This is a genomic window from Microcoleus sp. FACHB-SPT15 (assembly GCF_014849525.1).
In the GTDB taxonomy this organism is placed as follows: Bacteria; Cyanobacteriota; Cyanobacteriia; order Cyanobacteriales; family Coleofasciculaceae; genus Symplocastrum; species Symplocastrum torsivum.
Genome location: NZ_JACJNU010000070.1, coordinates 305,900 through 328,395, shown reverse-complemented (window position 1 = coordinate 328,395; position 22,496 = coordinate 305,900). Strand labels below are relative to the sequence as shown.

General features: G+C 44.4%; 21 protein-coding genes and 1 tRNA gene. 15 read left to right on the top strand and 7 right to left on the bottom strand.

The annotated features are described in order from the left end of the window. Positions 1-93: 93 nt before the first annotated feature. The 4 genes from H6F98_RS31735 to H6F98_RS31720 form a co-directional block, all read right to left on the bottom strand. Positions 94-166, bottom strand: a tRNA-Trp gene (locus H6F98_RS31735). A gap of 74 nt (positions 167-240) precedes the next feature. Continuing rightward, positions 241-603 carry a 50S ribosomal protein L19 gene (rplS, locus tag H6F98_RS31730; RefSeq protein ID WP_192222715.1) on the bottom strand — a complete coding sequence of 121 codons (363 nt, stop codon included), beginning with the start codon at positions 601-603 and terminating at the stop codon, positions 241-243. Positions 604-870: 267 nt separating this feature from the next. Next, the gene (gene ggt, locus H6F98_RS31725) at positions 871-2,430 is read right to left on the bottom strand and encodes a gamma-glutamyltransferase (protein WP_192222714.1); all 1,560 of its coding nucleotides are present in this window, start codon (positions 2,428-2,430) and stop codon (positions 871-873) included. Between the two features lie 148 nt (positions 2,431-2,578). Further along, a complete protein-coding gene (locus H6F98_RS31720) occupies positions 2,579-3,208 on the bottom strand; it encodes a hypothetical protein (protein ID WP_242058784.1) in 630 nt (209 codons plus the stop codon). A gap of 47 nt (positions 3,209-3,255) precedes the next feature. Between H6F98_RS31720 and H6F98_RS31715 the strand changes: the two genes are divergently transcribed. The 5 genes from H6F98_RS31715 to H6F98_RS31695 all read left to right on the top strand — a co-directional run bounded on the left by H6F98_RS31715 (position 3,256) and on the right by H6F98_RS31695 (position 7,817). Then, positions 3,256-3,444 (top strand): hypothetical protein, encoded by a 189-nt coding sequence (locus H6F98_RS31715; protein ID WP_192222712.1) that lies wholly within the window; start codon positions 3,256-3,258, stop codon positions 3,442-3,444. Between the two features lie 344 nt (positions 3,445-3,788). Beyond that, positions 3,789-5,336 carry a flavin monoamine oxidase family protein gene (locus H6F98_RS31710; RefSeq protein WP_192222711.1) on the top strand — a complete coding sequence of 516 codons (1,548 nt, stop codon included), beginning with the start codon at positions 3,789-3,791 and terminating at the stop codon, positions 5,334-5,336. A gap of 28 nt (positions 5,337-5,364) precedes the next feature. Beyond that, positions 5,365-5,907 (top strand): RidA family protein, encoded by a 543-nt coding sequence (locus H6F98_RS31705; RefSeq protein ID WP_192222710.1) that lies wholly within the window; start codon positions 5,365-5,367, stop codon positions 5,905-5,907. 225 nt (positions 5,908-6,132) lie between these two features. After that, positions 6,133-6,918 (top strand): nucleoside phosphorylase, encoded by a 786-nt coding sequence (locus H6F98_RS31700; protein WP_192222709.1) that lies wholly within the window; start codon positions 6,133-6,135, stop codon positions 6,916-6,918. A gap of 257 nt (positions 6,919-7,175) precedes the next feature. Then, the gene (locus H6F98_RS31695) at positions 7,176-7,817 is read left to right on the top strand and encodes a restriction endonuclease subunit R (RefSeq protein ID WP_192222708.1); all 642 of its coding nucleotides are present in this window, start codon (positions 7,176-7,178) and stop codon (positions 7,815-7,817) included. 3 nt (positions 7,818-7,820) lie between these two features. On the opposite strand, the gene H6F98_RS31690 is transcribed toward H6F98_RS31695, so the two are convergent. Then, complete coding sequence (locus H6F98_RS31690; RefSeq protein ID WP_192222707.1) at positions 7,821-8,237, bottom strand: KGK domain-containing protein; 417 nt, start codon at positions 8,235-8,237, stop codon at positions 7,821-7,823. A gap of 56 nt (positions 8,238-8,293) precedes the next feature. Here H6F98_RS31690 and H6F98_RS31685 point away from each other — a divergent pair, with 56 nt between their 5' ends. Next, positions 8,294-9,151, top strand: a complete 858-nt coding sequence (locus H6F98_RS31685; protein ID WP_192222706.1) for a TlyA family RNA methyltransferase — start codon at positions 8,294-8,296, stop codon at positions 9,149-9,151. Positions 9,152-9,247: 96 nt separating this feature from the next. Further along, complete coding sequence (locus H6F98_RS31680; protein WP_192222705.1) at positions 9,248-9,505, top strand: hypothetical protein; 258 nt, start codon at positions 9,248-9,250, stop codon at positions 9,503-9,505. A 44-nt stretch (positions 9,506-9,549) separates the two neighbouring features. On the opposite strand, the gene H6F98_RS31675 is transcribed toward H6F98_RS31680, so the two are convergent. Next, positions 9,550-10,143 (bottom strand): hypothetical protein, encoded by a 594-nt coding sequence (locus tag H6F98_RS31675; RefSeq protein ID WP_192222704.1) that lies wholly within the window; start codon positions 10,141-10,143, stop codon positions 9,550-9,552. 383 nt (positions 10,144-10,526) lie between these two features. Here H6F98_RS31675 and H6F98_RS33835 point away from each other — a divergent pair, with 383 nt between their 5' ends. The 4 genes from H6F98_RS33835 (at position 10,527) to H6F98_RS31655 (ending at position 18,873) form a co-directional block, all read left to right on the top strand. After that, complete coding sequence (locus H6F98_RS33835; RefSeq protein WP_192222703.1) at positions 10,527-15,368, top strand: PAS domain S-box protein; 4,842 nt, start codon at positions 10,527-10,529, stop codon at positions 15,366-15,368. After that, positions 15,340-15,726, top strand: a complete 387-nt coding sequence (locus tag H6F98_RS31665) for a response regulator (RefSeq protein ID WP_192222702.1) — start codon at positions 15,340-15,342, stop codon at positions 15,724-15,726. Before H6F98_RS33835 ends, H6F98_RS31665 begins: the two co-directional genes overlap by 29 nt. A 172-nt stretch (positions 15,727-15,898) precedes the next feature. Further along, positions 15,899-16,039: a hypothetical protein gene (locus H6F98_RS31660; RefSeq protein ID WP_192222701.1), complete on the top strand. Its 141-nt coding sequence runs from the start codon at positions 15,899-15,901 to the stop codon at positions 16,037-16,039. 863 nt (positions 16,040-16,902) lie between these two features. Continuing rightward, on the top strand, positions 16,903-18,873 hold the full coding sequence (locus tag H6F98_RS31655) for a glycoside hydrolase family 9 protein (RefSeq protein ID WP_192222700.1): 1,971 nt from the start codon (positions 16,903-16,905) through the stop codon (positions 18,871-18,873). A gap of 5 nt (positions 18,874-18,878) precedes the next feature. Here the strand turns inward: H6F98_RS31655 and H6F98_RS31650 are convergent, their stop codons facing one another. After that, complete coding sequence (locus tag H6F98_RS31650) at positions 18,879-19,424, bottom strand: hypothetical protein (RefSeq protein ID WP_192222699.1); 546 nt, start codon at positions 19,422-19,424, stop codon at positions 18,879-18,881. Between the two features lie 86 nt (positions 19,425-19,510). Here H6F98_RS31650 and H6F98_RS31645 point away from each other — a divergent pair, with 86 nt between their 5' ends. From H6F98_RS31645 to H6F98_RS31630, 4 genes are all read left to right on the top strand, one after another. Further along, positions 19,511-20,668: a DUF58 domain-containing protein gene (locus H6F98_RS31645; protein WP_192222698.1), complete on the top strand. Its 1,158-nt coding sequence runs from the start codon at positions 19,511-19,513 to the stop codon at positions 20,666-20,668. A 219-nt stretch (positions 20,669-20,887) separates the two neighbouring features. After that, positions 20,888-21,253, top strand: coding sequence for a ferredoxin thioredoxin reductase catalytic beta subunit (locus H6F98_RS31640; protein WP_192222697.1), 366 nt, complete (start codon positions 20,888-20,890; stop codon positions 21,251-21,253). Continuing rightward, positions 21,250-21,693 (top strand): DUF309 domain-containing protein, encoded by a 444-nt coding sequence (locus H6F98_RS31635; RefSeq protein WP_192222696.1) that lies wholly within the window; start codon positions 21,250-21,252, stop codon positions 21,691-21,693. Before H6F98_RS31640 ends, H6F98_RS31635 begins: the two co-directional genes overlap by 4 nt. A 265-nt stretch (positions 21,694-21,958) precedes the next feature. Beyond that, positions 21,959-22,486 (top strand): LptA/OstA family protein, encoded by a 528-nt coding sequence (locus tag H6F98_RS31630; RefSeq protein WP_192222695.1) that lies wholly within the window; start codon positions 21,959-21,961, stop codon positions 22,484-22,486. Positions 22,487-22,496 lie beyond the last annotated feature (10 nt).

The following is a 22,496-nucleotide window of genomic DNA, read 5'->3' as shown; positions in this document are numbered from 1 at the left end:
CGAAATTTTTGACTTTCATGAGGTCGCGCCAGCAATGGCAATTTCTTCGGGCAGACGCTTGCACCTCGGCTTTTTTATTGTATTAATTTTGAGCGCGCCCTGGAGGACTTGAACCCCCGACATCAGGTTTTGGAGACCTGCGTTCTACCAACTGAACTAAGAGCGCACAGGGTGGCTGGAGTGGTATAGCCCGACTCCTCGCTCTAATAAGTTTAGCGCAATCAGTGCATCAACACCAATCTACAGACTACGATCAAAGCGTTGTTTAACGCGAGTGGCTTTACCAACGCGATCGCGTAGATAATACAACTTCGCTCGACGCACTTTACCACGACGAATAATTTTAATGCTCTCAATCCGAGGAGAATGCACTAAAAATACCCGCTCAACACCAATCCCTTGGAAAACACGGCGCACGGTTATCGTTTCATTGATACTACCGTTCCGCATTGCTATTACAGTACCTTCGTAAGGCTGTACCCGTTCTTTACCACCTTCTCGAATCCGTACACCAACCTTCACCGTGTCACCAACGTGGATAACAGGCAAGTCAGATTTAAGTTGTTCCGCTTCAATTGAGCGAATAACCTCTTGAGCTTTCATGTTTTTTAATAAAATTCACAGCCTCTAATCATAGCGCGAGAACTGCCCAGCGTCTAGACCGAAGTTAGGTGATACAATTTGGAGTCTTTGGTATGGGGTTGGCTAATCGTTGAGCATCGGCAGGGCAACTCCCAACAGCCAGGTTGTTCCAAATCTCTTGCAGTTGGGATTCTAGTACGGGACGCTATGAAGCGATCGCTAAACGTCAACCCTAAAAATTGCTTATTATTTGAGTTGAGCTGAGCCGAAGAAACTGACAATACTGCTTCAACAACTTGCAACTCCTCCGTCCCGACGTTGATCACTAGCACCTTCAATCAATCCTTCTGAAGTCTCTAGAACCGTATGAACGCCGCCGAAAAAGAGATTTTTTTCTTGCCATCGCACTAACTGCCTCTGAGGGGAAGCTGCCAACTTGTTAACTTCCTCCTCCACAAACCCAGGTTCCACATAAAAAACCTCATTCTCCCAGTGAACTCTCGGACTATCTACCGCTTCACTTAGGGGCATCTTAAAATCCAGAATATTAGAAATAACCTGTAAGATAGCGGTTCTAATCCGCTTAGAGCCACCAGAACCTAAAACAATTTCGGGCTGATTATTTTTGAGGACTATTGTTGGAGACATCATCGAAGAAATTCGCACATTTTCTTGCCACTGATGGAAGCCTTGCGGATTTAAATCGTCTTCTCCCAGCATATTATTAACCATAATGTTAGTTCCGGGAATCACATAACCAGAGCCTTCTCCATTAGATGTAGTAACACTGGCAGCATTTCCTTCACCATCTACAACACTAAGATGCGTTGTACTTCCCCACTTGTTGATACTTTGTTTTAAGTTAGCCGTGTAAATAGCTAGATGTTCATCCGACAAGAACTTGTCAGCTACGTTCTCTTGGTAAAGATAATCGTCATATCCATCTTTCCTCGCTTCATTCGTCAACTGCATTACCTGAGCTAGGGTTTCTAGATGACGTGCTGTCCCAAAACCAATATCAACTAAGTTTATGTTTGATAACAGTTTTAAGGCAAAAGCGATTAATGTACCGCCAGAACTAGGAGGGGGGTTAGTTAATAAAGTGTTACCACGGTAATCTATCAGCAACGGTTCTCTTTCAACTACACGATAATCCTTTAGGTCATCTAAGGTTAAATGACCACCTAAATCCTCACAATCTTTAACTAAACGATGAGCTATTTCTCCCTCATAAAATCCCCTCGCTCCTTCTTGAACTAAGTAAGTCAAAGTCTCGGCAAATTCTTTCATAGTTAATATTCCTTCTGGCTCAATCAGCTCACCAGTCGGTTTATAAATTTGCTTCCCTTCTTTGTAATCAATAATAATTGGTTTCAGAACTGAGGCTAAAGAGTAATACTGAAACTTAGTAAGTTGCAAACCATTTTTAGCATAAAGTATCGCTGGCTCCGCAACAACTTCAAACGGTAGTCTGCCCAGTTTTTTGTGAACCTGAAATATCCCTGCAATATTTCCTGGAACTGCCATAGAGCCAAGCCCAACATGAAACTCTTGGACTGCACCACCAAAATCCATTTCAACTGAGTAAAAGTTAAGCTCATCCAGTTTTCTTTTTCGTCGAGGTGTTTGAGTAAAAAAATCAAATAATATATTTTGGTTGTCTTGTGTATGCGCTAGAAGAAAACCACCTCCAGCCGCAGAAGTCAATCCTGGTTCAGCAACGAAAGAAGCCAGAACAGCGGCAACGGCAGCATCAAAAGCATTTCCACCACTACGCAATATTTCAACACCCGCTTCAGCAGTTTTGGGATGTCCCGCAGCAATAACGCCGGAAGTTTTTTGACTCATGGATTTCGGTGTCTAGCAGCAATAATAGGATAGTTATTAATTTTTAGAAATTATTCGCTGCCTCTTATTCAGAATCAGGATGATCTAGAGGGCGATTATATAGCAGGAAGCCGTCAGTTAAGTTTAGTTTTTATTTTCTTGGTTGTTATCATGATAATAAAACAGTCAGTTCAGCCTGCATATTCTCTCTGGCTCTTCCTTCTAATTTTACAAATATCTCATTAGTAAAATATATTCTTTCCCTCTGCAAAAATTTTAGTAATACTTGTTTTCTGCCACTTTTGTATAATTCACTACATAACCAGGAGTGTTCTTGGCGAATGGCTTGAGCATAGGTTCGGTACTCCCATTCAGATGAACCAAGGATTGCTAAGTCTGAGTCCAGAAGAATTTGACTATCAATATCAGTAAGTAAGGTTTGATGAGTTTTCGTGCTTAAAATCAGACTTCTGACACGTTCTACATCAGTACTCGGTAGTTTCAGTTTAGTTAAACTCATTACGGCATAATCAGCGCTTCTTTCCTCATTATCTTTAGCTTTAGGGTCATAGATGACATCATGGAACCAAGCCGCTAGTTGAATCGTAGGGAAATTGACGGCAATCGATCGCATCTGTTCAATTGTCTCTAAAGTATGCTGAATATGCTCCAGCGTGTGATAGAACCGACCAACACTGGAATACGCCCTAACTAAATCCAGGAAAACCTTCTGCGTTAACCTTGGTTCAACCTCAAAGGGTTGTAGCGCACTCTCCCAACTGGATTTTAAGGTTTCCATGGAAGCGGTAAACTGCTGCATTAAGGTCAAAAAAGTGAAAACGATAAATGAACGAGGTTGAGGGATTCAATCGAGGTGATTATCCCCTAAATGGTGCCTCGGTCGAAATCTGGGAAGGATTTATCTTTATCAACCTCTCTCCCACTCCAGAACCCTTCAGTGTTGCTTTTGCTCCCCTAATTGGACGGTTTAGCCGGCAGATGTTTACTCTCTGTGTAGTCGCTCCAACAGGGTGACACACCTACCTGAGTGAATGCTTGAGCGATCGCATTGTATCTTCTGTGCTTTAAGCAATTGTTAGCTGTCCTTGACTTACCGAAGTTTTTGTATCCTTCTATACGACCAATAGGTAGTGCAAAAGACTATCTATTCTAAGTTCAACATTAAAACAAGCAACAACAGGCGTAACAAACGATTTAGCCAAATCCTAAAACTTTCTCGTCCGTACTTTAATTAAGTTCCCAACTTAAACGTGTTGGGAAACTTATTCACACTCACTCAAGTGGGACAGATTTTCATAGTCTGAATCTGGATTAGCTTTGCTATACGCTGATTTAACCAGGGGCAAAAGGATTAATTTATGAAGCGCAGAGATTTCATCGCTTTGGTCGCAGCTTCTGCTGGTTCTACCTATGCAGCGATGACCGCCTTGGACTTGTTAGCACGACCAGTAGGTGCAACAACTAAATTTCAACTTACTGGTGAGTCTAAAGGCAAAAAAATTGTCATTTTAGGCGCAGGTATTGCCGGAATGTCAGCCGCCTATGAGTTGGGCAAAATCGGCTACGATTGCACCATTTTAGAAGCCCGTTCTCGTGCTGGTGGTCGCTGCTGGACAGTTCGTAAAGGCACAACGGAAACTGAGATTAACGGGCAGCAGCAAGTTGTGGCATTTGATGATGGGTTGTACTTTAACCCTGGCCCTGCCCGAATTCCCCAGCATCACCTCACTCTGGACTACTGCAAGGAATTAGGCGTCCCAATTGAAGTCTTTACCAACGTCAATGAGGCAGCATACTACTACAACGAAGATGTTGGGTCATTGTCAGGGCAACGGGTACGCATCCGCACCGCTAAAGCCGATATGCGGGGCTACATGACGGAGTTAGTTGCCAAGGCGGTCAATAAAGATGCGTTGGATATGCCCCTCACTAAGGAGGACAAGGAGAAATTGATTGAATTTCTCCAAAAAGAAGGCGACCTCTCGCCAGATATGTTCTATAAAGGTTCATCACGTCGAGGTTATTCGGTGCTACCAGGGGCAGGCTTACAACCAGGAGAAAAAGAAGACCCTTATGATATGACAGCCCTGATTCAATCAGGGTTTGGCGGCTACTTCCGGTCGGAATACGATATAAACCAGCAGATGCAGATGTTCCAACCTGTTGGTGGTATCGATCAGATTGCTAAAGCCTTTGAAGGTCAGGTGGGCAACAAAATTACTTACCAGGCCCAAGTGAAAGAGATTCGTAAAACGCCAACTGGTGTACGCATTGCTTACACTGACAAAGTTGGAAAGCCGCAGGAAATTACTGGAGACTACTGCATTTGTACAATTCCTCTATCTGTACTCAAAAGCATCCCGGCAGACTTTTCGCCTGAGATGCAAGCGGCAATTAATGGGGTTGGGTATGAGGCGACGGGGAAAATCGGTTTGCAATTCAAGCGTCGGTTTTGGGAAGAAGACGATCGCATTTTTGGGGGTATCAGCCGCACTAACCAAAACATTACCCAGATTTTCTATCCATCCTCCAATTACCTGTCGCCTAAGGGTATTCTTGTCGGCTACTACAACTTTGAGGAAACTGCCGAGGAGATGGCAGATTTATCTCTCGCAGAACGTCAAGTTCGGGCTTTGCAAGAGGGTAGCAAAATTCATCCCCAGTACCAAGAGGAGTTTGAAACTAGCTTTTCCGTAGCTTGGCACAAAATCAAGTACAGCTTGGGAGGCTGGGCTTCTTATACGACAGAAGTACGAGATAATTTGTATCCCAGACTCAATGAACCCGATGGTTCAATTTATCTAGCAGGTGAACATTTAAGCTATTACACTGGCTGGATAGCAGGGGCGTTGGAGTCGATGCGTAAGGTGGTAGCGGCGCTTCATACGCAGGTTCAAAGTAGCTGAGTTGTTGATTTAGGGGTGAGGAGAAAAAATGTACAAATCAATTGGTCAGCTATTCCGGCGAAGTCGTTGGCTGCTATTGGCACTGGTTTTAAGTCTTGTAAGTATTGCTGTTGTTAGGACTAAAGCACTTGCCACTGTACCGCAAACCGTCAGTTTCTTCGGTGCGCCAGATTCACCTATCGCGTCGGCTGTCTCTATTCCCACAGGACAAGCTTATTTCTGGACAAGTGGCACGGTTCCCCCAGTAATAAATAGTGAAGCACCTGCAGGAAGTCGCGATCGCTACGGTGATACCAAGACACAAGCCCTTGGCACCCTGAAGCGCATAGAAGGGTTACTAAAAGACGTTGGTTTAACGATGTCAGATGTGACTTACCTGCGAGTCTACCTGGTAGCCGATAAGTTCAAAGACAACCAGGTTGACTATCAAGGTTGGTTTGATGCCTATGGCGAATACTTCAATAACTCCAACAATCCCACAAAGACAGCCCGTTCAACGCTTGCTGTGGCAGGATTGGTCAATCCTGATTGGTTGATTGAGATTGAGGCAGTTGCAGTATTCCCGAAATAATTTGGGAGGATGATGGCGAATTCGGAAAATATAACCCCCCAACCCCCTTCCCTACGAAGGAAGGGGGAGTCAGGAAGCCCCTTTCCGCTTCGAGGAGGCATCACATCCTTCGCTAATTGACCAACCCTATCAATAATTGGGGAGGAGGGAATGGCTTATGCGATCGCACAATAAAGATAGGATGCGATCGCATTCCAGCAAGGCTATCTTTAATAGCTCAAATCTATGAACTCTAAGCGCTTATATCACATCGGCTTTGGGCGAGATGACCTAGGCTTGCAACCTCCTACAATTGCTTTATTATCTGGTGACCCAGAACGCGCCCAGCTAATTGCTCAGAATTATTTCCAGGATGTGCAATTATTGTCACAGAGTCGGGGACTCAATAGTTATCTGGGTCGCTTACCTAACGGACACACCATCTTATCGGCTACAAGTGGCATGGGTGCGCCGTCTCTTAGCATTGTGGTCAATGAGTTGGTACAAGTAGGAATTCGACAGATTATTCGGATTGGCACTTGCGGGTCGATTCAAGATCATGTGCCAGTTGGGAGTATTGTAATTAGTAGTGGGGCATTGTGTCGGCAGGGTGCGGCGAATGATATTGCACCCGTTGAGTATCCAGCCGTAGCTGACCCTTTTCTGACAGTAGCCTTGGTTAAGGCAGCACAAGAATTAGATATTGAACATTACATTGGCATTACGGCATCGGTAGATACGTTCTACGAAGGGCAAGAACGTACTGATTCGGCGAATCCTTATTTAATGCGATCGCTTCAGGGTATTACAGAAGAATACCGACGTTTGAACGTACTCAACTACGAGATGGAAAGCGGCACTCTGTTTAAAATGGCAGGAGTGTATAAGTTTGCGGCAGCTTGTGTTTGTGGTGTAGTTGCCCAGCGCATGAAGAGCGAAAATGTCATTTTAGAACAAAAAGATGTTGCTGTTAAAAATGCGATCACGGTTGCAGTACATGCAGTAGAGAACTTCGAGGGACGGAAAACCTAACCCCCCAACCCCGCAACCCTCGCAAGGGAAGGGGGAGTCCGGAAGCCCCTCCCCGAAGCGGAGAGGGGTTTGGGGAGGGGTCACACCCCTCGCTACTTGACCAACAGTATCTTTCTAATCGCTAGGGCTTAAGTTGACACCAATGAAGGCTTTGCGCCCTTACCATATATCACGTCGGTGCGTAAGCCTTATAGTTAACTTGTTAGCGATAATCAAAGCAGGTTGAATTCATAACCTAATCATTTTTCAAAACAATTATGGTACAAACAATTCAAGCTAAACAGATAGATTTACGGTACTTAATCACGCACTTCGGTGTTCAACTTGTAGAAGATGAGCAATTTTTCCGAGAGTGTGTTGATGATTTACCAGAAGTTACGGAGTTAGACAAACAACTTTTAGATAAAGTAAGGGCAGGATATCTCAATCTTCTCAATTACCCACCCCTACTAGAAGATGTAGTTAGAATGGCAGTGCTAGACCCCATTCTCTTCATAGGTGACTTTTATCTTTCTCCCTTTGATGTCAAATCCGAACAATCGATTGATATTGCTGAGGAAGATGAAGGAGTAATTATCAAAGGAAGAATTGATACCTTAGTTTTAAGAAACCAATTCTGGATAATGGCAATTGAGTCAAAACAAGCTTCATTCTCTGTTGAGGAAGGACTTGCACAGCTTCTCGCTTATTTGCTAGGTAATCCTCAGCCTGATCGACCGAATTATGGCATGATTACGACTGGTGGAAGTTTCATCTTTGTTAAATTAGTAAAAGAAGAAACCCCTCAATACGCCACATCTAAGTTATTTGCCACCCGTAACAAGAAGGATTTGTATAGTGTCCTCAGTATTTTGAAGCGCCTAAGTAAAATTGTAATTAGCACCTCTACAGAATCTTAATGTTTAAGATTGCTGCTTATACTCTGGTAATTGTCTGAGGTCATCTAAAGGTGATTCTGGTACAGTAGGTTCATCAGGGCAGAATTCTAAGCTGATCTGAGTTTCATGGGACTGATGGGGGTGAAGAATCTTTTTATCTACTTGTATTCTAAGTTTTCCTTTTTGCCAGCCTTTAGAGCCAACTTTTAGAAGCTTACAATCTCTAGATAAATTACATAGTTGAATATCATTTAATTCAATTTTTACTTCATGACCAATAGGCAGGGTAAAGAAATTTATACTAAATATATTTTGATTTTCTGTAAACCTCTTGTTGATTTGTTGCTTCAATAAATCCTTTAATCTACTCACTGTAAATGCATCATTATCAAGTAAGATAACATCATCATCACTTTCCAATGGCTCAAACATAGTGTTCATATCAGTTTCAGGTTCTTTATTAAATTGTAGAATCAAGCTCAGGGGAAATAAGAAGCTTGAAGCAACGACTTGATACGTTACTAGTAGAACTTAACCTCTGTTCATCGCGGCAACTGGCACAGCGGCTAATTCGTGCGGGTGAAGTGATGGTGAATCGAATGGTAGTTGATAAACCGGGAACTGAGGTTGAAACCACCGCACAAATTCAGGTTAAAGAAAGGTCGCCTTATGTTTCCAGAGGTGGCGAGAAGCTGGCTAAAGCCTTAGAAGAGTTTGGCATTCCTGTAGAGGGACGGATTTGTCTGGATGGTGGCATTTCTACAGGTGGCTTTACTGACTGCTTGCTACAAGCTGGCGCAAAGCGAGTTTACGGCATTGATGTTGGCTATGGACAAGCCGCCTGGACTTTGCGGAATGATGAACGGGTTGTATTGAGGGAACGCACAAATCTGCGAAATCTTCAACCTGCGGATTTGTATGGTAATTCACCCCCCCTAACCCCTCCTTATCAAGGGGGGGAAACACAGGAGGTCTATGCTGATTTGGGTGTTGTGGATGTATCGTTTATTTCCTTGACCAAAATTCTCGATGCGTTGTGGAACCTACTGCAAGCCCCTCGTGAAGTTGTGTTGTTAGTGAAGCCACAGTTTGAAGTCGGGCGCGAACGAGTCGGAAAAAAAGGTGTAGTGCGTGACCCCAATGACCATGCTGATGCGATTTTCCAAGTCTGGGAATCTGCCCAAAAGCTTGGCTGGAGATACAAAGGCTTAACTTGGTCACCAGTTACAGGCCCGGCTGGTAATATCGAGTATCTTCTCTGGCTAGGGATGGATAGCCTTGTGCCACCTCCTGATTTAGCCGTCATTAAGCAAATTACTCAATCAGCAGTTTCTCACTTTCGGAACAGCTTGTAATAGTGAAAATTTCTGTCACTTTCGCTACTGTTTAACTATAAACGTGTAAATTCTCTAACAGAAGCACGTTGTAGCAGTCGAATAGGGAAACAGAACATGAGTACAGAAGAACAAGCACGAGAATTAATGACTCAGCATCGTCACCACAATGAACAACTCAAAGAGTCAATGTTGAATCGTGCTGAAGCTGAGGTCGATGATCCCAATACAGCCGACAGCCTTACTCAAAAACACGCACGGGAGTTGGTTGCCCAACACCGTCATAACGATGAAAACTTGCAAGAGGCGATGTTGAGCCGCGCTAAGGCTGATATAAGCATCTCCAACGACACGACTGACACTTCTGCCAAGTAATCTTGAAGCTACTTTGCATGACAGCCTGTCCTGGCTCTAGGACATTATTTCATCGCACTTAGCAAAGCGGTGAGAGTGCTGTCTTCCTTGGCATTGACTCGCCGATCTAGCAAAGCAATACTAACGGCTTTTGGTAGGGCGAGTGCGGCGACATCGGGGTCGAGTCCCTCAAGTAATTGGTCTAAGGACTGGGGGACTTTCAGGGCTGACTTAATGCCGTTTAGTAAGTCTTCATCGAGATTTAAAGTCTTTAGCTGTGGATACAGAGTGTCCCAATTGACCTTATTATCTGGATCGCCCACTTGAATTAAATAAGCGAGTAGCCGTTGTAGTTTACTCTGCTGCTTGGGAGTCATCTGGGCATAGGTTGTCTCGGAAGATTGAGAACTCTCGCTAGGCTCATTGAGATTGTGGAGAATCTGTTGCCAGTCACTAGAGTCACAAGACTCTGGCTTACCGACAGTCAGAGAAACCTGAATCTGCCCAGAATTAGCAGAAAGAGAAGTGACCTGAGCGTGTACACCCAGATAGCCAAGCCATTGAGCAATTGTTGAAATCAGTGTTGAACGAGTTGCCTGAGTGTTAGCCAGTAACCGGATTTGGGTGCGTACCAATGGGCGCACAATTTGTGAAAGCATATCGTTAGGGCTAAAGGGCTAAAGGACAGATGCGATCAAGGATACCTTGAGGCGCTTAAAGAGAATATTTCTTCACGAAGCTGTCAGCTATTAGCTCTTGGAGAAAAGCCTTGCACAGATTGCAATGAGAACGCTGCTTCACGAACGGAGGCAACCCACCAAGCCGCCAAGAGTAGGTGGCTTCATTTAAAGCTGACGACTGAAAAATATGAAGATTTGGTGAAATTATCACTCGTGCCAGTTTGACTGAGAAAATCAGAGAAAAGAAGGATTTTTGAGCGATCGCACTTAGTTAACATCAAATCTTGACCCTTCACAACTCAACGAAATTCAGTACATAGAGACACAATAGTAACTATGTCTAAAGAGCTAATTCAAACGGCATGAAAAGCTCCGTTGAAAAAAATATTATTACAACTCTATTGGGGTTAGCCTTGCTAATGGTCTGGAGTACGGCTACACAAACTAACAGTACAAGTTTGCTCGTGTTCTTCGGCTCCTGCTTCGGTGTGTTGATTTTTTTGTTGGTGTACGATTTCTTGAGTCACCAATTAAGGAAGTATCCGCTAGTAGAAGCTAATTTTCAAGACCTCTACAACAATGCACCCTGTGGGTATCACTCCATAGCTCCAGACGGCACCTTGATCGCCATCAATGATACAGAACTGCGTTGGTTGGGTTACAGCCGCGATGAAGTAATCGGGAAGCTTAAGATTACTGATTTGCTCCCTGATGAGTATTCGACCTTGTTCCGGGAAAATCCCCACAGCTCAGAACAAGGCTGTATCAAAGATTTGGAAATGCAGCTAATGCGGAAAGACGGTACAACCTTCCCTGTCCTCTTCACCTCAACAGGAATTCGAGATGCAACCGGAAATTTTGTCGCAACTCGCACCACTATTCTTGATCTAACCGAGCGTAAGCAAGCTGAAGGAAAGTTACAAGAGAGCGAACAGAAGTTCCGTCAGTTAGCAGAAAACATCAATGAAGTCTTTTGGCTGAGCAACATAGCAAGCCAGGAAATTCTTTATGTCAGTCCTGCGTATGAGCAAATCTGGGCACGCAGTTGTGAAAGCTTATACGCTAAGCCTCAATTATTCCTTGAATCGATTCACCCAGACGACAGGCAACAGCTAATTTCATGCCTTGAGCAAAGATTTGCTGGAGAGGTAGAGTATCGCGTTGTCCGACCTGACGGGTCAGTGCGCTGGGTTCGCGATCGCGGATTTCCCATTCGGAACGAGTCTGGAGAGGTTTACCGAGTAGCTGGGATTGCCCAAGATATTACTCAGCGTAAAGAGGCAGAGGCAATCCTGCGACAGGTCAACGAAGAACTAGAAAGCCGAGTCGCCCAGCGTACAGCCGAACTACAAGAAGCTAACGACCGCCTCCAACGTGAACTATTTGAGCGCGAACGAGTGGAACGTGCCCTACGGCAAAGTGAAGAACGTTGGCAGCTAGCGATACAGGGTAGCAATGATGGCATTTGGGATTTGGACATTAAAAACAATCACTGCTTTCACTCGGCACGGTGGGCACAAATACTGGGTTATGAAGAACATGAGGTTTCAAACCCTCAAGATGGCTGGCAGATGCGAGTTCATCCCGATGACATTGAACAGGTGATGCAAGCTCGCCAAGCTCATTTGGAACGCAAAACGCCGCATTACATCGCAGAATACCGGATGCGGTGTAAAGACGGGAGCTACAAATGGATATTGTCGCGGGCGCAGGCGGTGTGGGATGAAGCCGGAAACCCAGTACGAATGGTCGGCTCCCATAGGGATATTAGTGATGCCGTGGCGGCGGCAACGCAACGCAAGCTTGCTGAAGAAGCACGACGGGAGAGTGAAGAACGCTGGCAGTTGGCGTTGCGCGGTAGCAATGATGGGATTTGGGACTGGAATGTAAAAACGAATGAGATCTTTTTCTCCAGCCGCTGGAAGCAGATGCGCGGATTTGAAGAACATGAAATCGGGAACAATGTAGATGAGTGGTCGAAGCGAATTCACCCTGATGATCTCGATAGAGTTATGCAAGCGGTGCAAGACCACTTTGCCAAGAAAACGCCATTTTGTATCACTGAGTATCGGGTTCTGTGTAAAGACAATACCTATATGTGGGTTTGCGATCGCGGACAAGCACTCTGGGATGAGGAAGGTAATGTGGTGCGAATGACAGGTTCAGAAACTGACATCACCGAGCGTAAGCAGACAGAAGAGACTCTACGCCAGCAGGCATGTATCTTTGAAAACCTATACGATGCCGTCATCTTAACCAACCTTGAAGGTTGTATTATTGACTGGAACCCAGCAGCAGAAAGGGTATTCGGCTATACCAAAGCTGAGGTATTAGGTAAAACGCCTGCAATCTTACATCGGTTGAAAGAGTCTCCCGTTCTGGCTGGAGAAATTCTTGCAGAATTGCTAAATTCTGGTCGATGGGTCGGCGAGATTAACTTTGTCCATAAGGATGGTACTCAGGGCGTATGCGAAACTGTTGTTGTGCCTTTGTACAACGAACAAGGTGAGGCGATCGCTACTATCGGAGTCAATACGGACATAACCGAACGTAAACAAGCCGAGGAAACCCTACGGCAACAAGCCTGTATCTTTGAAAACCTCCATGATGGCATCATCCTAACGGACTTAGACGGTCGCATCATTGACTGGAACCCGCGAGCGGAAAAGATGTTCGGTTATGCCAAAGCAGAAGTATTAGGCAAAACTCCCAACATTTCGCAAAAACCAGAAGACTCCGATGAGTTGACACACAAGATTATTGATGAAACGCTAAACGCTGGTCGCTGGACTGGGGAGGTTAACTTTATCTGTAAGGAGGAAATGGAAAGTGTCTGCGAAACCTGCAAGGGAGGCACTAAGAGCGTCTGTGAAACAGTGGTTGTGCCGTTACACAACGAACAGGGTACTGCGATCGCAACAATTTGGGTGAACCGTGACATTAGCGATCGTAAGCTTGCTGAAGCCGCACTACGCCGAGCCTATGATGAGCTAGAAATCCGGGTTCAGAAACGAACTTTGGATTTAGCTAAAGCCAATGAAGAATTACAGATTGAAAATGCTGAGCGTCGGCGGGTAGAGGCAGAACTAAAAATTCGCGCTCAACAGCAAGCGGCGGTTGCTGAACTAGGTCAACAAGCCTTGGCAGGTAACCAAGTATCCCACCTGATGGATCAGGCTGTTGCACTCATTACTCAAATCCTTGAAGTAGAGTACTGCAAGGTTTTAGAACTTCTTCCTGATGGAAACTCTTTACTCCTACAGGCAGGTGTGGGTTGGAAAGAAGGATTGGTAGGACAAGCAACATTGAGTGTTGGGTTGGATTCCCAACCAGGCTACACCTTACTTTCGAGCGAACCCATTATCGTTGAAGATCTACGCGCAGAACAACGATTTAGTAGTCCTTGTCTGCTCCATCAACATGGAGTTGTCAGTGGTCTAAGTGTCATTATCCCAGGACAGAATCGTCCTTATGGAGTTTTGGGAGCGCATACCTCTCGGAAACGGCAATTTACTAAAGATGATGTACACTTTCTGCAAGCAACGGCAAATGTCTTAGCGACAGCCATTAATCGCAAGCAAGCAGAAGCAGAACTACGTCGTGCCCACAATGATTTAGAAGTCCGAGTTCAGGAACGAACGTTAGATCTAGCCAAAGCGAATTTAGAATTACAGCAAAAAATTATTGAGCGTAAGCAGGTAGAAGAAGAACGAGCGAAGCTAGTAGCGATTCTTGAAGCTACCCCTGACATTGTTGGGACAGCAAGCATTGATGGGCGAACTCTCTACTTGAATAGTGCTGCCCGGAAGATATTTGGTTTTGGAGAGAATGAGAATTCAACTCATTTCACAATCTCCAATGCTCACCCTGAGTGGGCCTATGAAATTATCCTCAATGAAGCAATTCCTAGTGCCATTCGTGATGGGATGTGGGTTGGTGAAACAGCATTTCTGAGCCATGATGGACGAGAAATTCCAGTAAACCAGCTTCTCCTTGCTCATAAATCATCAGACGGCAGTATCAATATGCTTTCCACTGTTGCTCGCGACATGAGGTACCAACAGCAAATCGCGGCAACACTGGTTGAATCAGAGCGACGTTGGCGTAGCCTTTTAGAGAATGTACGTTTAGTCGTTGTCGGGCTGAATAACGACGGGGCAGTTGATTATGTCAATCCCTATTTCCTGGAATTGGTTGGATACACGATAGCTGAAGTGGTTGGTCAAAACTGGTTTGAGACATTCCTCCCAGAACACCAGAAGCAGCGGGTGCAAAACAACTTTATAGACTTACTACAACAGGAATTCTACACCCATAATCAGAATGTCATCCTGACTAAGGATGGTGAAGAACGAGTGATTGCCTGGAATAATACTCTACTAAAAGATTTGCAGGGCAATGTTATTGGCACGCTGAGTATTGGGGAAGATATCACAGAGCGCCAGGTGATCGAACGGATGAAAGACGAATTCATCTCAGTTGTGAGCCACGAACTCCGTACTCCCTTGACTTCGATCCATGGTGCACTCAACCTGCTATCAAGTGGTTTAGTCAATACCCAGTCTGACAAGGGACGGCGCGTTATTGAAATTGCGGCAGAAAGTGCTGAACGGTTGGTGCGACTTGTCAACGATATCCTTGAATTGGAGCGCTTGGAGTCAGGAAAGATTAGCTTAATTAAGCAGACCTGCAATACGGCTGAGCTGATCAATCAAGCGATCGATATGATGCAGGTGATGGCAAATCGAGCAGGAATTACGCTTTGTGTCTCTGTTGCATCCATCGACTTATACGCCGACCCCGATCGCATTATTCAGGTGCTGACGAATCTAGTGGGTAATGCCATCAAATTCTCCCCTAGAGATTCTACCGTTTGGTTAACTGTTGAACGAGGAATTGGGGATGGAGAAGAGGGCGAGCTTCCTCATCCTCCGATATTATTTCAAGTGAGAGATCAGGGACGCGGCATTCCAGCGGAAAAAGTTGAAAGTATCTTCGAGCGCTTTCACCAAGTTGATGCTTCTGATTCCCGCAAAAAAGGGGGTACAGGTTTAGGTTTAGCAATTTGCCGCAGCATTGTGCAGCAGCACGGTGGACGCATCTGGGTTGAGAGTGTTCTGGGTGAAGGTAGTAGTTTTTACTTCACCCTGCCCATGGCAATCAAGGATAGCAACCATGACAACCAAGCGAATCTTAGTGATTGATGATGAAGACGGTATCCGCGAAATCATTCAAATCTGTCTAGAAACAGCAGCCGGATGGGACGTTTTCACAGCCGCTTCGGGTAGCGAGGGGCTAGCAACCGCGCAAGCCCAGCTACCTGACGCGATTCTCCTGGATGTGATGATGCCTGATATGGACGGGCCGACGACGTTTCGGCAGTTACAAGCTAATGCAGCAACGAAACACATTCCAACGATTCTGTTAACAGCCAAAGCAAAAATTAGTGAACAACGGCAGTTTATTGACTTAGGTGTAACGGGTGTGATTACAAAGCCCTTCAAGGCGATGGATTTAGTTGACCAGATCTGCAAGATTCTTCACTGGAGCGATTTACAGTGACCAATAACCAACAATCAACAACCAATAAGCTGACTTCCTTGTCTTTTTGAGATATTTTGAGGGATGGGAAGACCTTGCAACCCATGCGCCTTATCGTTAGCTCTCCTAGAGACGCTAGCTGTAAAATTGGCAGGAAAATACATTTGTCTTTAGAGACTAGAGGAAAGCAAAAATGAACATACCCTTTATTTTGGTATCCCTTGGTGTCCTCTATCTGGTTGTCCAGCCTGACTTCCTTACTCCAGAACTCGTTTTCGCGATCATTGCTTTCGCAATTATTTTTCTGCTAGTGACACCTGAGTTTATGAAATAGCCCGATTTTTAAGCAGAGGATGTTGCACTAAACAGTAACATCCAGCTCTATAAATAGGCTTACTAACATCAACTTCCAACTCCTAGTTTTTTGCTTATGGAGTTGTGATTATCTATTGGAGTTGGGATTAGAATAAAACTTGAGAACGCTCACTCAGTAAGTGCTGGTTGCTGAGATTTGAGTTGAGAAGTAATTATTTTTATGATACTTTTTCACAGGGTCAGCAATCCAAGGATTAACTGTCTTTAATAAACTTGAGTGTTGAGCCATGGCTAATTGGGGAAAGGTGACTTGCTTAGATGCTCGTAAATGCTGCTACTAATAAATTTTTCAGCGAGTATAAATTCCCCCCATCTCCCCTATCTTCCCTAATTTCTCTAACGAGAATAAATTAGCCCTGAGGTGCTAGGGGGGTAGTGCAAGATCTCAGATGAAGCAATGATTGCTGCTGCGTATTGCTCAGCTTTTACTCTTCCGTCAATCTCAAAGGCATCCGGACAGCCTCAGCTTTGGTTCGTAGATTATTAATGTGTCTGTGTCACCGTTAGAGCAACTAGTTGTGTCTAAGAAAGAGAATGTAGCTCTAAAGGGCTTGTATGGTGTGCTTAAACGTTAAAGCGCTCTCGAACCCTACAGCTAGAGAAAAAAAGAATTGATGAACAGATAAGCTTTTCAGTTACATCAAGTGAATTTAATGAGAATAATAAAAATATCTCATTCAGGATTAAACAAGCTTACAACCTGAATCTGAACAGAGCTTGGAAAGCAATTAAACTTAAATTTTTAGTTTGTCTTAATAATTTTAGTTGGGTATTTTACACCTCTTCGCGTTTAGATAATTTTTGCAATAATTTTAATGAAAAATGTTAACGAAGCGAACTATAATTACAGTAACCACTCTTTTTATTATTACAGTAATAGCCTTAACATTTAATTGCATTGTAGCTTCTGTCTACACTTACTTCAATCTTCCTGTTAAAGAATACATTGCTGAAACAACGTATAATTACGGGGAAGCATTACAAAAATCTATTTATTTCTACGAAGCTCAACGGTCGGGAAAATTACCGAAAAACAATCGAGTTGAATGGCGGGGCGACTCTGGTTTAAAAGACGGTTCCGATCAAGGAATTGACTTAACTGGCGGGTGGTATGATGCCGGAGATCATATGAAGTTTAGCTTTCCCATGGCAAGTTCTACTACTCTACTGGCTTGGGGAGTAATTGAATACGAAGAGGCATATAAGAAGAGTGGTCAATATAACTATATGTTGGATAATCTCCGCTGGGTGAATGACTACTTTATCAAAACACACCCTTCTCCAGATGTCGTTTGGGGTCAGGTGGGAAAAGGAAGTTTAGATCATGCTTGGTGGGGACCCGCTGAAGTGATGCAAATGGAGCGTCCCTCTTACAAAATAGATGCCTCTTGTCCTGGTTCAGATTTAGCAGGAGAGATGGCGGCTGCTATGGCAGCGTCTTCTATAGTGTTTAAAAAAACAGATGCAACCTACTCCAATACACTGCTCAGGCACGCCAAAGAACTCTATGACTTTGCTGAAGCTTATAAAGGCAAATATTCAGATTGTATTACTGATGCTAATGATTTTTATAAGTCTCAAAGTGGATATGATGATGAACTAGTTTGGGGAGCCGCATGGCTTTATCAAGCAACAGACGAAAAAGAATATCTTGATAAAGCTGAGCAATACTACACAAATTTAAGTGATAGCCCAAACTCAATTAATTCTTACAATTGGACTCATACTTGGGATGATAAATCTTATGGAAGTTATGTGCTTTTAGCCAAGATAACTGGGAAAGAAAAATATACAAAAGATGCTGAACGTTGGTTAGATTATTGGGCTGATCGATGCCAGTGGAAAAGAATTTACGAGACTAAGGGAGGTTTAGCTTGGCTAGACGAATGGGGTTCTCTTCGGTATGCGTCGAAGACAGCGTTTTTAGCCTTTATCTACGGAGATTGGGTTAAAACTCCTTATAAAAGAGTAAAATATCATTCGTTTGCTGAAAAACAAATTAACTATATGCTTGGGTCAAATCCTAAGCAAAGAAGCTATGTAGTTGGTTTTGGGAATAATCCTCCGACTCAGCCTCATCACAGAACAGCACATGGTTCTTGGGCGAATAGTAAAAGTATCCCAGAACAGTCACGACATATTCTTTACGGGGCAGTAGTTGGTGGACCCGATAAGAATGACAACTATAAAGACGATCGCGCTAATTTTGTCATGGCTGAAGTCGCTACAGATTATAATGCTGGCTTCACAGGAGCTGTAGCTAAAATGTATGCCAAATATGGCGGACAACCTTTAGCAGAATTTCCAGAACCCGAAAAGAAAGACGATGAATTTTTTGTAGAGGCAAAAGTCAACGTTAGTAAAGATAAATTCACCGAAATTCGAGCGATTGTCCACAATCAGTCTGCTTGGCCGGCAAGACTCGTTCAAAATCTATCCTTCAGATATTTTATTGATATTAGTGAATTTTTGAAAGAAGGTCGCAAGCCTGCGGATATAAAAGTGAGTTTGAATGATAAGCAAAGTGCGACTATTTCAGCTTTAAAGCCTTGGAAGCAATCTAAAACTATTTATTATGTTCAAGTTGATTTGGATGGCTCCAAGATTTATCCAGGAGGAGAACAACATTACAAAAAAGAAGTTCAATTTAGCTTCAACAGCCCTGGTGCCTGGAATCCTGATAATGATTGGTCTTATCAAGACCTAAAAGACAAGGTTGATTTAGTTAAAAATGAAAAACTTCCAGTTTATGATACTGGAAAATTAATTTTTGGCACTGAGCCAAACAATTAAGTAAGTTACGGTTCCTTTGAAACTTTCTCTAAACCTTCCAAAAAGTGGGTAATTAGGATAGGACGAAGCTCGTTTATTGTCTCTAAGTCTACCCAGCTACAGCGTTTATGTTCCTGATTTAATGTAATGGCTGGTGGTTCATCGATTAGCAAGCAGAAAATCTCGAAGTGGATTTTTAGCTGAGACTGAATCAAGGCGTGAGTTCCACAATACTTCAACATCATGGAGTCGCTGATTGTCCAACCGATTTCCTCCTGAAATTCTTGAATCAGGTGATCGCGGCAAATTTGACTAGAGTTCTGGATGATTTCAAGGTCATCTATGTAACCGGAAACCGTTCCCCAACAACCGCCAAAATTTACCAAAGGCGATCGCTCCAAAATTAAAACCCGACCTTGAGCTAAAACGTAGCAAGTTACACCAATTTTAATACCCAAGTTACGGTAGTTGAGGCGTTTCCCATCAGCCGTTACTTTGAGATTTGCAGGTTCAGATGCCGCCTGAATAAGATAGTTTTTGATCTCAGCTTCATTGTCAAAGAGTCTTGGCATGGAGAGGTGTGCAGTATTGATTTCGATAACTTGTTAGGCTGGAGTTTAACTAAGGCAAATAGGGCAGCAGGGGTAAGTCTAAGGCAATGGGAATTATTCATCGCACTACTGACTGGCTAGAAACTCATTGGGTAACACCTGCCTATGCAGGTTGGCTTTTGGGAGGCGTTGCCTTGTGTTTTTTTGGGGCAGCAACCAATACAATGGCAGGCTGGCTGTATGTAATCAGCGGGATTATTTTTGCTTTATTGGGGTTGGCGGCTGTTTTGCCAGCGCGATCGCTTAAATCCATTCAAGTACGCCGACACCCGATTCCACCTGTCAGTGTAGGTGACGACTTAACAATTGAATTAGAGATAGAAAATCCAACCCCCAAGCCCAAAACCCTGTTGCAAGTTCAGGATATTCTCCAAGCCGAACTAGGAAAGCCAGTGGAGAAACCAGTAGAAGCCATTGCCCCTCAAAGCGTTTATCGCTGGACTTACTATCATCCGACTCGAAAACGGGGTATCTATCGCTGGCACGAGGTACAGCTAAGAACAGCAACACCTCTAGGTTTATTTTGGTGTCGTCGTGCTTGGGATGCGCCAGTTGTGGCAGTGATTTACCCTACTGTGTTACCCCTTACAAACTGTCCTTTAGTCGATAACATTGGGAAAGACGATAGTGCCCAATTTTATAGCGATCGCCGTTCTCATTCCGCAACAGAAGACCTCACAAGAGCATTGCGACCTTACCGGGTGGGTGACCCAACTCGCCTGATTCACTGGCGCACCAGTGCGCGTTATGGTGAATTGCAAGTGCGTGAGCTAGAAGTCTTCACTGGCTCTCAAGAAGTTATTATCTGTCTCGATAGTGCTGCGCTGTGGCGTGGTGAAGACTTTGAGCAAGCCGTTATTGCCGCTGCCTCCATGTACTTCTATGCTTGCAAAAGTCAGCTACAGGTCAAACTATGGACAGCACAAACAGGCTTGTTACACGGTAATCAGGTTGTCTTAGAAGCGCTTGCTGCCACTAATGCAGGAGAAGAGGGGACTGCTGGTAATCCCCCCAACAGCCCCTTAATTTGGTTGACACAAAATCCTGTTAGTCTCAACTCCCTACCTCCCGGCAGCCGTTGGGTTTTGTGGAATTCAGTTTCATCTGAAGGTAACTCCGAAAGACCGATCAAACCTTCTCAACCCGGTCTTGTCATCGACACCGCACAACCTTTACAACGCCAATTACAGCAACCCTTGAATTAGCTAGCCCTTAATCTTAGCGTCGGCAGTGCCTCGAATATATAGCAAAAGGCAGAAGGGAAAAGGGAAAAGATTGAATGAAAATTCTTCTCCCCCTGCTATTTTCAGGTTAGACACATTTCCCTAACTATTCCTATGGCGTAGATGCCCTGACTACTGCTGAGTAAAAGCCTTGCGATACAATGCAAAGACGTTGACTGCTAATCTGCCGAACCTTATTACATGAGTACATCAAAAACTTCTAACCTCTCCAGTGATAAAAACCTGGAGGCGATGAAAAATTTTTCAGAAACCTATGCCAAGCGTACAGGCACCTACTTCTGTGTTGACCCTTCCGTAACGGCTGTGGTTATTGAAGGACTTGCCAAACACAAGGACGAACTCGGTGCGCCCTTATGCCCTTGTCGCCACTACGAGGACAAAGAAGCCGAAGTAAAAGCTGCCTATTGGAATTGTCCTTGTATTCCCATGCGTGAGCGCAAAGAGTGCCACTGTATGTTGTTCCTGACACCGGAAAACGAGTTTTCGGGTGACAAGCAGGATATTGCCATGGAAGAAATTCAATCGGTGCGAGACAGTATGGCATGATGCCCGTCGTACCACCAGAAGAATTTTGGCAGGGTGTCGAACAATTCAATCAGCAGGAGTTTTACGCCTGTCACGACACCCTAGAAGCCTTGTGGATGGAAGCCTTTGAGCCGGATAAGCAGTTTTACCAGGGGATTTTACAAATTGCTGTTGCTTGCTACCATCTAGGCAATCTCAACTGGCGAGGGGCTGTAATTTTGTTGGGTGAGGGAATCGGTCGCCTCGGAGACTATCAGCCAGTTTATGAGGGGGTTGATGTGACTGAGCTAATGACGCAAAGTATTGAGCTGTTGAAGGCATTGCAAGAAACTGGAGCAGAGCAAGTCGCTGATTTTGTTAAACAACTGGCAGTAGCTGAAACTAATGATGCTACATCGGTAAGTGGTAATGCTGTTGGTCGTTTGCCAAAAATTTCGCGAGTTGACCAGACAAGCAACTAGGCAATAGGTAATGGGTATAACCTTGAGTAATCAGCCTCACTCATTAACTCTCTTACCCTAGTTCTTTTGGAGTGGTTAGAAACTTATAGTAACGATTGAGCGTCTATAAGGCTTACAGATCGCTCTAAGCTGAACAACTTTATCTAAATTCTGGTATTTTGTCCTTAGGTTAAGGATGACTAGAGACTGATGAATCATGAAGCGTTCTGAGTTAAAAGTTGTTAATTCATAACGCATAATTCCTAACTCCCAACTCTTTAGACCAATGAAGTCCTCCTCTCTACTCACTTCCAAATTGAAGCAACGCCTGGGTTTAGCGTTATTACTGCCAGCGACTTTAGTAGGCGCGATCGCATTTCCGTCTCACCTCCAAGATGCCCAAGCCCAAACAGGCGACGGACGTGCCCTCACCGTTCGCTCGGATGTTCAGGAAGCCAACTCTCAAACTGGCGTTGTCACTGCACGGGGCAACGTACAAATGGACTATCCCGCTCGACAAATCCAAGCAACGGCAGCTCAAGCGCAATACTTTAGCCGTGAACGCCGCATCGTCCTTAGTGGCAATGTCTACGTTTTGCAGCAAGGCAATAGCTTGCGCGGCGAAACCATCACCTACTTAATTGATGAAGGGCGGTTCGTAGCACTGCCTAGAGCGCAGCAGCAAGTAGAATCCATTTATCTCGTTGCTGACCCAGAAGCTCCCGCACAACCTGTAGCACCACCTGTGACTCCCCCCTTCAATCCCAAGCCTGCTTTCAAGACACCTGTCAGTGAACCTGCACCGGGGCAATAACCCAAGTTTG